Origin of the sequence: Telluribacter roseus (assembly GCF_017355915.2) — a bacterium.
In the GTDB taxonomy this organism is placed as follows: Bacteria; Bacteroidota; Bacteroidia; order Cytophagales; family Spirosomataceae; genus Telluribacter.
The window spans coordinates 30617-44423 of sequence record NZ_JAFEUV020000024.1; the positions used below are offsets into that span (position 1 = coordinate 30617).

Genomic DNA, 13807 nt, shown 5'->3' on the forward strand with positions numbered 1-13807 from the left:
TAGTGTAACAATTATCCAAATGGCTTGTTTGCCTATGCTGCCGGTTATAAGCAGCATCTGCAGACGCTGCTTTCGAGTCAACTCTTTCCTGGTCTGTCACTTTCGCTACGTCGCCGATACCTGCGCCGCTGCTCATCCCTCTTTGACACTGCGTCTACCACTAGATAATATTTTTTGAGTATTTGAAGGAATTATATAACATTTATAGTACTTACACCGATTTCCCACACTATACATCACCATGAAGATACCACTACTACTGGCATCTGCTGTCCTCCTGTACGCAGAGGTACAAGCACAGCAACTTCCCACCTCATCCAACCTTCCCATTGTAGTAATCAAGACCAGCGGTCAGACGATTGTAGATGATCCCAAGATCACGGCTGATATGGGGATTATTTACAATGGCAGTGGCGTTCGGAACAATCTGTCGGACCCTTTTAATCATTACAACGGCAAGATCGGTATCGAACTCCGGGGCAACTCCTCACAACTGGTCAATCAGGAAAAAAAGGCTTATGGCTTCGAAACACGCAATGCGGATGGCTCCAACCTGAACGTATCCCTGCTGGGGATGCCTTCCGAAAATGACTGGATCCTCTTTGGCGCGTTCGACGACGAAACCTACATGCGTGATGCTCTGACGCATACCCTGTTCAGAAACATGGGCCACTACTCCTCCCGTATTGCTTTTGTGGAACTATACCTCACCTCCGACAATACCGTCGACTCGTACAGCGAGTACCGGGGGATCTATATTCTGATGGAGAAGATCAAAAGGGATGCCAACCGGGTCAACATCTCAAACCTTGAGTACAAGGATAGTACAGGCAACGCCCTAACGGGTGGCTATATCGTAAAAATTGATCATCACGTAGGCAATCCCGGCCCGTACTGGGATTCGCAGTTTCCGAACGAGTGCGGCGACTTCCGAACCGACTTTGAACTTCACTTCCCTGAGGACGAGGCCATCCATCCGGCCCACCTTACCTATATCCGGGACTACCTCCATCAGTTCGAGACGGCCCTGCACGGAGAAGCCTTCAAGGATCCGGTCAACGGGTATCGAAAATACATCAACGTGTCTACCTTTATTGATTACTTTTTGCTTTCGGAGGTAGTCCGATCTGCCGATGCGTATAGTCATAGTACGTTCATGTATAAGCAGCGGGACAGCCGGGGTGGCAAACTATCCATGGGTCCGATGTGGGACTACAACGCTTCAATGGGAAATACCCCCTGGAACTTCTGCGACGCCAACGATACCGAAGGCTGGCAGTACCAGAGCCAGCGCCTGTGCCGTACCGACCGCAAGCAGCCATTCTGGTGGAAGCGGTTCATGGATGATCCGGCCTTCGTGGCGGAGCTGCAGGCCCGCTGGCAGAGCCTGCGTAGTGGAGTACTCCAGACAGCCACCATCAACGGCATCATTGACCAGTTTATCGCTACGGTGTCCGAAGCCCAACCCCGCGACTACCAACGCTGGAACGTAACGGGCGAGCGCGGTAACTTCCCAACCGAAATTGCCTACCTGAAAAGCTGGCTGAACCAGCGCCTCACGTGGATGGACCAGCACGTACCCAACCTGGGCAACTACGTACGTTTTAGCGGTGGCGTTACTCCTACCATTACCTGCGAGCAGCCGGCTCAGCTCCTTACGTACTCCGGCCAGCACCTTGAGTACCAGTGGAAGCTCAACAACACGCCCATTGCTAACGCTACCCAAAGTACCTATACGGCCACCCAGCCCGGTACCTATACCGTAGCCGTAACCCTAGCCGGCAACTGCTATACCGAGCCGCTCTCCACTCCCTCCATCAGCCGGATTGTGAGAAGCATCCAGAACGGCAACTGGCAGTCCGGCACGACCTGGGCCTGCGGTACTATACCTACTTCGCTGGATGAAGTGACCATCCAGTCGGGGCACATAGTACAACTGGATAACACCGGTAGTGCATTCAGCCTCAAGCTAGAAGAGAGCGCTCGCATTGTACTGGAGAATAGTGGGACTATTGGTTTGTCTTCTAATCAGTAAGTACACACAGGTATTCAGGCACTTGCCATTCCCGTACCTGACTATTGTAGTGAACTCTACTTTTTTATTTCTAAATTAAAATCTCCCGGGCAACCCCCGGGAGATTTTTTGCATTTCTATCATCAAAGACCAAACCAGCGCAGCATGTTACAGGAGATTGTCCGGCAGTGCCAACGGGAAAACCCCTTCGCCCAAAGGCGTCTGTACGACCATTTTGCCAATCGCCTGTACCGCCTTTGCCGTCGCTACGTCAAGAACCCGCTCGAAACGGAAGAGGTACTGATGAATGCGTTCCTGAAAATATTCCGATCAGTCGGGGGCTTTGAGTACCGCAGCGATGATGAACTGGAAGTATGGATGAAGCGCATCGCCGTGAACGAATGCCTCATGCACCTGCGCCGGACCAAAACAACCGAGTGGCTTTGGGATGATACGCCCGCGGAGGAGGTACCCTACTCGACCGGATCGAGCGCCGAAGCCGATCTGCACGCCGAAGGCATCCACGAGCTGATCCTGAGCCTGCCGGATGGGTACCGGACGGTGTTCTGCCTATACGCCCTCGAAGGGTACTCGCACAGGGAGATAGGTACCCTGCTGAACATTAGTGAGAATACCTCCAAGTCACAACTGAGCAAAGCGCGGGCGGCCCTGCAGGCGCTGCTCTCCAAAAACGGATACACTTATGAAAGAAGATAATATAGACGACCTGTTCAGGTCCAACGCGGAGTACCTGGCCGACCAGCCCCACCGCGACTTCAACGCGGACCTTTTCTGGCAGCAACTCCAGCCCGAACTACCCAAGACAACTACCCGGCCCAAACGCGTAGCCTGGTGGTACTGGGCCACCGCCGCCGCGGTACTATTGGCGGTCGGAATCAGTATCGACTGGTGGAAGGAGCCGGCAACGCTCCGGAAAAATGCAGGTACCATAGTGCAACAAGTACCCGCGCAGCAACAGACTGCACCAGGTACTGAGGTACCTTCCCATGTGGAAGCACCTGCTACCGGGGCTCCTTCGGAACGAATGGTCACTCAGGTACAGCCGGAGAAGTCAAAGAAAGTACCAGGAGCGGAATCTTTGACTACTCCCTCTGCTCCCGCTCAGGAGTACAGACCGGAGCCACCGCTGATAGCCGCTACCAGCTCCCCTGCTACAGAGGTACCAGATAGCCGGGAATCCGACTCACTTCTAAACCCTGTTACGGCGGCTCCGAAGCCTGCCTACCGCATCGTACACCGGAACGAGCTGATGCAACAGGAGAAGCACGAAAGTAAAGCCCGTACACAGGTGGTACTTAGGGTGGGTCTGCCTGCCGCCGCCGAATCAGACCTACCCTCCTCCCGTAAACCCATAGCCATACCCCTTTTTAATTAAGTCAGCCTTACCTACTCACTTTTTTCTAACACCTATTTCCATGCAAAAACTGATCATCTGGGTCACTCTCCTGCTGGGGAGTGCCACCACTCCCCTATTGGCTCAACTTGGCAATGTCAACTACGCCTTTGACTCCCGGCTGGATGCGCACGCCTTCCGCGATGAGTACCCTGACTTTCTCCAGACGGCTTCTTTTGAAGTACAACTCTCCAAGGGCAACCGACTACTCCTGATGAGCCAGAAGTACTCCGGTACGCGGCTGGTACAGCGTCCCGACTCGCTGGTGCGCCAGTTCTGGAACGAGTACGGCCGCTTCATCGAACAAATGCCGGACCATACGGAAGGTACTTCGGTACATTATGTACTGGAAGAAAACCAGGCCCCGCAACTCCGGTGGAAGCGGTACCCCCAGCCTGCGTCAGAGTTTTCGGTCATGAATAACGAACTGGTACAGGTAAAGTCGGTGCAGGATACGCTGCATATAAGTGTCAGGAAAGCCGATAACCGGCAGGCGGAGCTGTACCTGCTGGTCAATGACCTGCGAAGTATACCGCTGCTCCAGGATGAGATCCGGGAGAAAACCACCTACCTCATCCAGAGCCTGGAAAAGAAAACGGACCCGAAGGTACTCGAACGCTCACCCGAAGTATACGGCCGGTACCTGGGCGACCGCCAAGTACAAGTAGCCAACTTCGGTTCGGATATGCTCATTATCTCGCCCAGTGCCAGCCTGGGGTACATCCGAGGCAACTGGATGACGTCGCTTAATGCCGAAACCACACTGTTTATGGAGAAGTCGCCGCTGAAACCGCGCATCGGGTACCAGCAGCAGTACTTCTTTAACCGCAGCCCCGAGGGCCAGACGCGCATCTACCAGAATGGCTTTGTGATGGCCGGACTTTCCTTCTTTCAAAAAACCAAAGGGGGAGTGCGAATTGGGAATAAGGAAGTAAAGCAGACCGGACAGCTGATGGTAGGGTACCTGGTTCACCGTACAGGCAACTACTACGAGCCTAACACCTGGAAGATTTCGGGAGGCCTTAATCTCACCCCCACCTTAAGGATAGAGCCCGAAGTGTACTTCAATGGTACCTTCAAAAACCTGAGCCCCGGCCTGAGGTTTACGATTGGGTTTTAACCTGCACCCGTGCCACGGTTTTGAACCGTGGCACGGGTAAGTATTTTGATCAAATCTGACTGACTGTCTGTACCCGTGGCACGGTTTCAAACTGTGCCACGGGTAATGCTGCCTGAAGTAAGAACGTATATAATCTGCTATATCAGAATAGTCTTCGTCCTAAGAAAAACACTTCCTATTTTTTAAAGTTTATCTACACGGCACTACCCGCTACTGATGCTGCTGATACAGTAGTCAGGCATATTGGACAGGGTAGTTTAGATTATATCCGAAGAATCAAAAACAAGTATACTATGCGCTGGCAGGATTTACGAAGAAGCAGAAACGTGGAAGACCGACGTGGTATGTCGGGCGGAGGTAAGGTAGCAGTAGGCGGCGGACTGGGTGTTATTGTTTTGGTAGTGCTGGGTCTGCTAATGGGTCAGGACCCGACTGAGATATTGGGCAACCTACAGGGAGGTGGGCCTACAACGCAGCAGTCCGAAACGCGCCCCGCCGAACGCGGCCCGGCAGGCCCTCGGCCTGACGATCAGATGGCTGATTTTGTATCGGCGGTGCTGGGTAGTACCGAGGATGTATGGGGACGGATCTACGCCGAAAACAACGCGCAGTACCAGCCCCCTACTCTGCAGCTATTCAGCGACGCCACCCAAAGCGCCTGCGGCGGCGCCTCGTCAGCCATGGGCCCCTTCTACTGCCCGGCCGACCAGAAGGTATACATCGACCTGACGTTTTGTGACCAGCTCAGGGATCGGTTCCGGGCACCGGGTGAGTTTGCCGTCGCCTACGTAGTGGCGCACGAAGTAGGTCACCACGTACAGAACCTGATGGGTATTTCGGGTCAGGTGCAGCAGCAACGGGGGCGCCTGAGTAAGGCCGACTACAACAAGCTCTCGGTAAAGCTGGAACTACAGGCTGACTTCCTGGCGGGCGTGTGGGCCAACCGCGCACACGAAATGAGCAATATTCTGGAAGCCGGTGACCTGGAAGCTGCCCTTACGGCCGCCAACGCCATTGGCGATGACAAGCTCCAGAAGGAGTCACAAGGCTACGTAGTACCGGATGCCTTTACCCATGGTACCTCGCAGCAGCGCATGTACTGGTTCAAGAAGGGCTACCAGACCGGCGACCTCAGCCAGGGCCGGTTTGAGGATATAAGGTAGGTGTTGTAATGGATTGACATTTCAGGAAAATAAGCTAGACTAGGGCAGCCTTGCCAGCTCCTCTCTGATCTCCTTAGTCAATCCATCCCTGTCTGTTATATCCCACACCGCATTCTGAATAGCTATCTTACTTTCAGCTGCCCCCAGATCCTTTCCTTCTATCAATCGAGCTAGTTCGGCTATTTCCGCATTCTCTGTAACAGGCCCCAGAACAAATTTATCATAAGGGCTTGGTACATCCCGTACCGCGTTAAGGCAGTATAGATTAAGACCTATGCTCAGGTATCCATCCGCCGGTACCTCAAAGGTCTCTACCTTTATTAGCAATCCATTCTGTACTTCTTCAGTAATCGAAACAAAGATGAGCCCCAGAGGCAGGGTAACGGTAATAGGTCCTTGGGTACTATTCTGAAAGTTCAGGCAGACTTTCACCAATCCTCCGCTTCCCCTCTCGCAGGCTTCTCCCTTTTTACAGTCACATTCAAATTTATCAAACGCCGGAATGGTATCGCTCTGAAGAGTGATACCAGCGGGTAAGGTAAACTCTCTACCCACCGGAAACTCCGTAGACTTCCCGAATCCTCTTTTACTCGCCTCTCCATTATTCAGTCCCGGAGCTACTCTATTATCCGTGAGATTCTCACATCCTATCGTAACAGTAAACAGTAGCATGTACACTGCATATATCAATTTGATCAAAGGTGTAGACATGATGTGTGTATGTTATGCGGTAAGTTGGGTTTCTATAGCATTCAAATCTCCTGCCGGAAGTACCTCTTTGGCTACCTTTTTAAATCCTTCCATGGTTTCCAAAGACACTCTGGATTGTAGTCCGATAAGCCATTGAATGGCTTCATTTGAGCTGATGGATTGTAGGGTCCAGGCGATTTCTTTCAGGAGCAAGCCGGAGTCTCCGGAGTTTACGATAGGGCTCTTCATGCGGGTTATCTCTTCATCCGAGTAGTACTTCCACAGAAGCGGGTTCACTTTCTCCTCTTCCTTTTCCATGTGTTCAAGATGAAAAGCTATGTAGCGGTTGAAAGTGTGAAAGAGCTCAGCTCCCACGGATTGTAGAGTGGTATGATTAGTAGGTACCTGTAGCTCGTCAACTAGCTGTAGCAGCTTACTATCCAGCTTATGTCCATGTGCATGGTCCTCTTCCAGCTCAGCCAGTAAGGCCCCATCATACGTTGTAACGTGCGGAAAAATGTAGGTATCCTCGTGCAGGGAGTGCCGTTCTATTAGTTCAAGTACCTCTGCCAGTAATGCTACCGCCTCCTTCCTCTGCTTATCATCCGTAAAATCCGTCTTTTGGATTTTCATTCCTGTACTGTACAGCATACCTCTCAGCCCCTTGTGGCTGTAATAAAAGGTATTGTACCTGTTGCCATTGCGTTCCATCGGAGTTTGGGTTTGGAGTGGTGATTTACCAGGTACTTCCTCCACAGGCTCATGGAGGAAGTGCCTGGTACAGTATTATTTAAGTTGAAGCCCATCCAGTATAATGAAGTAGGCCTTCTCCTGCTCACTGTATTCGATCCGGTACGTAGATGGATAGTAGAGCCCCGTCTTGTGGAAGGCTCTGGGCTGGGCAATCGGACTTACTGACTTGGTCTTGCTCTGCAGGTGGCTCAGCGTGACCATAGGTTCGTAAAAAGTCACCCTCCCATTATACGTACCATACAGGAAGGTGTGGGTAAAGGGTTGTTGCATAGAAGCGGGATCCACCCAGTGCTTGCCCATCTGCGGCACACCACCCGGTATAGGTACATACGTCTCCGGCATATACCGGGCCTCGGGCAGTTCTTCGATCTTCGGGTCTTCCGGACCTATGGCCATACGCTCCTGTTCGCTCATCATATAAAAGTGGATATCAAAGTGAGGCTTGTCGTAGACATTCTCCGGCGGATGCCCCACCGGATTCCAGTCCAGCGTCACGTGGTCGAAGGGAGTCCTCAACTTTTGCTGGGGCAACGGCAGGGGGAACGACGGAGCCTCGGTGTGTTGAACGCGGTGATTGTGACCATCCGGCAGGTTCTGCAGGGCCGCCTCGGTCAGCTTCACCCCCACCGAAACTGGATTACCTGCGTTGTCCACCTTTAAGAAGGTGCGTGCCGTACCATTGCCAACGCTTACTTCGCTCCCGTAGTAGGTGTCCGCAGCCTTGACTTCATCCTTGGGAGTACAGCTACTGACCAGCAGCCCTCCCACCAGCAGGGCACAAAGCGTCCCCTCAAACAATTTGATTGTTTTCATTTTAGTATGGATTATATGTTAATGTTTGGTTTGTAAAAGGCAAGAGGTATCCTGTACAGGAATAGCTGCATGTACTAAACCTGTCAGAGAAAATTACCTGTAAATAGAAGTGTAAGGTAAGGAACAGCCGTCCCAAAGTACCTTCGGAATCAGGACGGCTGGACCGGGTGCCGGTACGTCAGACCATTTCTACCCCGTATTCTTTTAAGGTAGTTACGTTATGGTAGATGATATCCTCGGGAGGAGGTCCCTGCAGAGCCGGAAGGGGTTTCATATCCGGGGCAGGAGCACTGTTGTCCCAGAACCACTGATCAAGTCCGGCGGGACTAATCCACATGAGTACCCGGGCTACCTCCGATTTTACCTGAAACGTGTGGCTCACCTCTTTGGGCAGAAAAACATAATCTCCGGTGGAGGCTTCAAAAAATTCATCCCCGACTTTGAAGGTGATCTTACCATCCAGGATGTAGTAGGCTTCATCTTCGTGAGCATGCGTGTGCTCTGGTGGCTCAGCTCCGGGCTGCACATCAATCTTCAGGAGTGCGTGGCGATTTCCCGTATCTTCGCCTTTGGCAAGAAAATGAAAGAGGGCTCCTGGTATCGCTCTAGAATTTTCAGGAGTGGGTTGAGTTAATGTTCCTTTGTTTTTCATGACTTTTATTAATTAGTAAGCTTAACTGACTACAAAGGTAAGGTAGACTGACTATATTTGCCAAACTTTTCATCAAAAAAAATGCAGAATTATAAAAATACAGGCGTATATCTAAGACAATTACTTGACAGTCTGATAGATAACCTACATAATGAGCTGGAAGTAGCTGGATATGGCGAGATACGACCTACCCACGGGACGGTGTTTCAGTACATCAAAGAGGAAGGATCCAGGATAACGGAGCTGGCCGCCGAAGCCAAAATAACGAAGCAGTCAATGAGTGCCATCGTCTATGAACTGGAAGAAAAGGGATACCTGGAGAGGAAGCCTGACGAGTCGGACAAGAGAGCCGTGCTTTTTGTCCTGACTACGAAAGGCAGAGAGCTGAGAGCCCTGGGCCGATCTATTAACCATGCCTTCGAGAAAAGGTGGGAAGCCAGGCTTGGTGAAAAGCAGTACCAGGAGTTCAGGAAATACCTGGAGGAGCTTTGCTCGTAGACTGGAGTTTGAACATCTTAATCCACCAAGCCTGTAAGAGCATGACCTGGTGGATTGGGACGAAAGTCTGCTTTAGTCTATCAATGTCCCTACTCCTTAGGTACTACGTACTCAAAGCCAAAATCCTTCGCGTACTCTTCAAGCGGAGGAAGCCCTACTTCTGCTCGTCGTTTGTTCACATTAGGTTCATCCTCAATGGGGACGAAGGCAGTTTTACCATCGGGACTTCTATCTACCTGCGTGCCGTACAGCTGCTTTTTCCCTTTAAAAACGCGGATACGATCCTGTAGTAGGGCAAAACATGATTTATCCAGTTCTCCCTGCTCAGCCGCCTGCTGAATCAGCGGCAGGTACTTTTCCTGTATAGCCAGTGCAGCGTGCTGGACCACCAACCAGGCCGTCATAGATTGCTCTTCACCAACCAGACTTTTACCCGGATAGCCATACTTTTTAATAATTCTCTCTATTTTAGGAAGATTGACAGAATCGGCTCGCGCTATTTCTTTCCATACGGTTTTTGCCAGCGGAGAGTCAAAGCCGTACTCCCGGCCGAGGGTATCTATCTTCAGCCGGGGTGTTCGGTCAGCTTCAAGAATGACTGCCAGCTCACGCTCAAGGGACGGATTACGCCCTGCGGCTATTTTCCTCTCATCAAGGAAGCTTTCAAAATTCGTAGCTAATGCACTAGTTCGTAAAGGAGCCAACTCAGGTATTTCTCCATGTTCCTCCCATAGATACTCACTCGCTTCCCAATCCAAGGTAAGTGCTTCTTTCAAATAAACCAGGGCTAGCTCCTGCTGCTGACACTGATAGGCACAAACCGCCGCTCGTAGGGTACTCAGGGCACTGGTGTGATTAACCAAAAAAGCGCGTTTGTACTGGGCCAGACAGGTAGTACAGTCTCCCTCTTTCAGGGCTTTTAGTGCTGCTTCCACGGCATTGATATAAACAGAATCCTGCGTGGCATAAATAACCTCCTGCGCTACCGCAGGCCTGCTCACTATCCACAAAAAGCTTACTAGCAGTATAAAGTGCTTCATAATTTCCTGTGCTAGACTTGAGGTACTTTCCCTTTATTTTTTTCACGCGCTTTGAAGTAGGCAGCCCATAAGGCCGCCATAATAATCACAGAGGTGTAACTGGAAAGGGGAGGCTTAATACCGGATGAATAAGCACGCAAGAATACCCATGCCATCGTCAATGACATGGCTCCCAGGAGAAAAGGCATCCATTTTTGCTCATATAGGGAGGGCTTACGAACCAGTTCGGCGTTGGTCTCGAGGATGTACTGGTCAATAGTACGTTCCAGATCATCACATAAGGCCTCAAACGCCTCAGGCTTACAAAACTGATGATTCGCCATTAGCTTGAACTTGGTGTTATCCTTAAAAGTACAGCTCAGTCGGGTACCATTATAATACTCTACTTTATAAGATTTGAGCTCGCTAAACTGGATAGAACGAGTCTGGTCGGAAAGTAAAAGGGTAAGCGATGTATCCTCCAGTTGGGCTTCTCCTACTTTCTTTATTTTATTCCTATTAAGAAAGAATACGAGAAAAGGAGTACCTATAGCCAGTGTGGCATATAATGTGCTCCCAAGGAGAGGGGCCATGTAGGGCACACCTAGCAGGAGAACTATTAATAAAGCAAAGCAGGCAGCTAACAGCAGGAAAATTGTACTCTGATTGGTGTACTCGAAGGTATAGTGTTTCATGGAGTGGAGGGGTTTAGGATAGTATTGTCGAACAAATCAGGTAGTAAGTTAAGAAATAGCTCTATATGTAGATATAATGGCGAAAAACTTAACATACTCTTACCCCTTACCTATAAGATCGTATACACTAACATGAGCGAGAAGAAGTTCTTCAAGAGGCAATGCGCTATTTTGAACGGGTACTTTACTTTTGTAGATTGGCTCCCTTTACAATAGCAAACTAATGATCAGATATACTCTTTTAGCCCTGACCTTTACCGCCAGCCTCTTTGCCTGCCAGCCGCAGCCCCGGCAGACCGCATCAACAGGTACCTCCCTGCAGACCAAACCCTACTACTACCCCACCAAAGGTGAATGGAAGCAGCGCAAACCTGAAGAGGTAGGCATGGACGCAGCCCTGCTACATGAAGCTGTAACCTGGGCCCAGACGCAGGAGACGCAGCAGATGCCCAAAGACTTCTCAACGCAGAAGGAGATATTTGGCGAGCCCCTAGGCCCCTTACCTCCTACCCGGGCCAGTACCAATGGCATTATCATCAAGGACGGCTACATCGTAGCCGAGTGGGGCGATACCAAAGCCGTAGATCCTACGTACAGTGTAGCCAAGAGTTTCCTATCCACCATTTTGGGCCTCACCATCGACCGGGGCATGATCAGGAATATCACTGATCCGGTGGCTAACTACATCAAAGATGGTGGCTATGACTTAGAGCAGAACCGCAAAATCACCTGGGAGCACCATGCCCGCCAGACCAGCGAATGGGAGGGCGAACTATGGGGCAAAAAACATGACTTCGTGGGCAAGGAGGCCTACGGAAGGGGCGAGCGCAAACCACGTACTCTACAGGAGCCGGGCACCTACTACGAATACAACGATATCCGCATTAACCGCTTCGCGCTATCGCTGCTACGCCTGTGGGAGAAGCCACTGCCGGAGGTACTGAAAGATGAAATTATGAACCCGATTGGTGCCTCGGATACCTGGCGCTGGGTCCCCTACCGCAACTCCATAGTAGAGATCAACGGCAAACCGATGCCTTCCGTGAGCGGCGGCACCCGCTGGGGCGGCGGCCTCTGGATCAATACCCGCGACGAAGCCCGCTTTGGGTACCTGTTCCTGCGCCAGGGACGGTGGAAGAACAAACAGCTAGTGTCAGAGAAGTGGGTGAAAGATGCTACCACCAAACGTGGCCCCGTAGGCCCGGACTACGGGTACCTATGGTGGCTCAATACCGACGGCAAAGAATGGCCCGACGCCCCTACTACCAGCTACGCCGCCATCGGAGCCGGTTCGAATACCATCTGGATCGATCCCGAACACGATATAGTGATCGTATGGCGCTGGCAAAACGGCGACCAGAATGGCCTGATCAAGCGGGTACTGGCGGCCGTGAAGGAGTAATCAAGGTAAGAAAATTAAAAGAGCGGAGAGCAGCCTACTTGTATCAAAGTGGGTTCTCTCCGCTTTTTGTTTGTAACTCGTGAGATACTCATAATCAGTAGGTTCGGACTAACAGCAGATCGTTTACGAACTCCACGCAGCAGGCATATACGTTATAATCGTTTGATTATCAACCATAAGCATTCTGCAAGTACTGCCAAACAACCACTGGCACACGGGGTTAATTAGTAAACAATTATTGAAAACCATACCATTAAAATTATGAAAACAACAGGAGAAACCTTGCTGAGGCGAATGACCCGTTGCCTTTACGGAATGCTGGTACTTGTCCTTCTGGCCTCCGGGACGGCATATTCTCAACCCGAAAAACCTACGGTGCTGGTAAAGATTGGTGCCATCAAAATCGAACCCATCGCCGAGAATCTGGAACATCCCTGGGGAATGGCATTCCTGCCGGACGGGCGCCTGCTTGTCACTGAGCGGGCCGGAAGATTGCGGATCCTGGATAAGAACAACAAGCTCTCTCAACCTGTCAAAGGTACTCCACAGGTACTGTACAAAGAGCAGGGCGGGCTGCTGGATGTAGCGCTGGACCCTGATTTCCGGCAAAATCGGCTGGTGTACCTCTCCTACGCCGAACTAGGTAGCGATAGCCTGGCTTCCACCGCCCTGGGTCGGGGCCGGTTGGAAGGCAACGAGATCCGCGACTTTAAGGTACTATTCCGGCAGGAGCCCAAAGTAGATGGCGCCAAGCACTTTGGCGGACGCATCCTGTTTTCGCCGGAGGGGCACCTGGTACTTACTCTGGCCGAGCGGTTCAAAGGTGAGCCCGCGCAGGACCTGTCCAACCACCTGGGTGCTATCGTGAGGCTGAATCGGGATGGTACCATTCCTAAAGACAATCCCTTTGTAGGGCAGCAAAACGCCCGCGACGAAATATGGTCTTACGGGCATCGTAACATTGAAAGTGCTGCCTTTGATCCGGCCACGCGCCTGCTATGGGTGGCCGAAATGGGACCTATGGGTGGTGACGAGCTCAACCAGCCCAAGGCCGGCAAAAACTACGGCTGGCCCCTTGTGAGCTGGGGTAAGCACTACGACGGCAAGGATATTCCGGACCCAACTACCCGTCCTGACCTGGCCGATGCGGTTATTAAGTGGACGCCTACTATCTCTCCATCCGGAATGATCTTTTACTCAGGATCCATGTTTTCGGATTGGAAAGGACACGCCCTCATTGGCGGCCTGACCAGCACGGGCCTTGTACGTGTACGGATGAACGGGGAGAAGGCCGAAGAAGTAGAGCGCATCCCACTGGCTGTACGCACCCGTGACGTCAAGCAGGCTCCGGACGGATCTATTTACGTATTGACCGACTACGAAAAAGGAAAGGTACTGCGCCTGCACCTGATGAAGTAGCCGTACAGATAAATAAAAAGGCCCGTGCAGACACGGGCCTTTTTTGTGGTAATTCTTGTCTTGTCCTAAAATAGCGATACAAAAAAGTATTGTTATGAAAGCAGAGAAGAAGTATGTCAAGCGGAGTCAGAAGGATTACACTACGAGCTTCAAGC

At 51.3% G+C, this 13807-nt stretch carries 14 protein-coding genes; 8 read left to right on the top strand and 6 right to left on the bottom strand.

Annotated features, from left to right (window positions below; all coding sequences use genetic code 11):
- Positions 1-241: 241 nt before the first annotated feature.
- The 5 genes from JTN23_RS24780 to ypfJ all read left to right on the top strand — a co-directional run bounded on the left by JTN23_RS24780 (position 242) and on the right by ypfJ (position 5711).
- On the top strand, positions 242-2035 hold the full coding sequence (locus JTN23_RS24780) for a CotH kinase family protein (protein ID WP_247237807.1): 1794 nt from the start codon (positions 242-244) through the stop codon (positions 2033-2035).
- A 144-nt stretch (positions 2036-2179) separates the two neighbouring features.
- Entirely contained in the window at positions 2180-2731 is a 552-nt protein-coding gene (locus tag JTN23_RS24785; RefSeq protein ID WP_247237808.1) for an RNA polymerase sigma factor, read from the top strand.
- Entirely contained in the window at positions 2718-3410 is a 693-nt protein-coding gene (locus JTN23_RS24790; protein ID WP_247237809.1) for a hypothetical protein, read from the top strand. The genes JTN23_RS24785 and JTN23_RS24790 overlap by 14 nt, the downstream gene beginning before the upstream one ends.
- 40 nt (positions 3411-3450) lie before the next feature.
- Complete coding sequence (locus JTN23_RS24795; RefSeq protein ID WP_247237810.1) at positions 3451-4548, top strand: hypothetical protein; 1098 nt, start codon at positions 3451-3453, stop codon at positions 4546-4548.
- A 293-nt stretch (positions 4549-4841) separates the two neighbouring features.
- On the top strand, positions 4842-5711 hold the full coding sequence (gene ypfJ, locus JTN23_RS24800) for a KPN_02809 family neutral zinc metallopeptidase (protein WP_247237811.1): 870 nt from the start codon (positions 4842-4844) through the stop codon (positions 5709-5711).
- 39 nt (positions 5712-5750) lie between these two features.
- Here the strand turns inward: ypfJ and JTN23_RS24805 are convergent, their stop codons facing one another.
- From JTN23_RS24805 to JTN23_RS24820, 4 genes are all read right to left on the bottom strand, one after another.
- Entirely contained in the window at positions 5751-6422 is a 672-nt protein-coding gene (locus tag JTN23_RS24805) for a hypothetical protein (RefSeq protein ID WP_247237812.1), read from the bottom strand.
- 12 nt (positions 6423-6434) lie between these two features.
- Positions 6435-7112, bottom strand: a complete 678-nt coding sequence (locus JTN23_RS24810) for a hemerythrin domain-containing protein (protein ID WP_409049472.1) — start codon at positions 7110-7112, stop codon at positions 6435-6437.
- 75 nt (positions 7113-7187) lie between these two features.
- Complete coding sequence (locus tag JTN23_RS24815; RefSeq protein ID WP_247237814.1) at positions 7188-7967, bottom strand: DUF5602 domain-containing protein; 780 nt, start codon at positions 7965-7967, stop codon at positions 7188-7190.
- A gap of 178 nt (positions 7968-8145) precedes the next feature.
- On the bottom strand, positions 8146-8619 hold the full coding sequence (locus tag JTN23_RS24820; protein ID WP_247237815.1) for a cupin domain-containing protein: 474 nt from the start codon (positions 8617-8619) through the stop codon (positions 8146-8148).
- An 81-nt stretch (positions 8620-8700) separates the two neighbouring features.
- Between JTN23_RS24820 and JTN23_RS24825 the strand changes: the two genes are divergently transcribed.
- A complete protein-coding gene (locus JTN23_RS24825) occupies positions 8701-9117 on the top strand; it encodes a MarR family winged helix-turn-helix transcriptional regulator (RefSeq protein WP_247237816.1) in 417 nt (138 codons plus the stop codon).
- Positions 9118-9206: 89 nt separating this feature from the next.
- On the opposite strand, the gene JTN23_RS24830 is transcribed toward JTN23_RS24825, so the two are convergent.
- Both JTN23_RS24830 and JTN23_RS24835 read right to left on the bottom strand, forming a co-directional pair.
- Positions 9207-10157 (bottom strand): DUF6624 domain-containing protein, encoded by a 951-nt coding sequence (locus JTN23_RS24830; protein ID WP_247237817.1) that lies wholly within the window; start codon positions 10155-10157, stop codon positions 9207-9209.
- An 11-nt stretch (positions 10158-10168) separates the two neighbouring features.
- Positions 10169-10831, bottom strand: a complete 663-nt coding sequence (locus tag JTN23_RS24835) for a hypothetical protein (protein ID WP_247237818.1) — start codon at positions 10829-10831, stop codon at positions 10169-10171.
- 223 nt (positions 10832-11054) lie between these two features.
- Between JTN23_RS24835 and JTN23_RS24840 the strand changes: the two genes are divergently transcribed.
- A complete protein-coding gene (locus tag JTN23_RS24840) occupies positions 11055-12233 on the top strand; it encodes a serine hydrolase domain-containing protein (protein WP_247237819.1) in 1179 nt (392 codons plus the stop codon).
- Positions 12234-12494: 261 nt separating this feature from the next.
- Positions 12495-13652: a PQQ-dependent sugar dehydrogenase gene (locus JTN23_RS24845; RefSeq protein ID WP_247237820.1), complete on the top strand. Its 1158-nt coding sequence runs from the start codon at positions 12495-12497 to the stop codon at positions 13650-13652.
- The last annotated feature ends 155 nt before the right edge of the window (positions 13653-13807 follow it).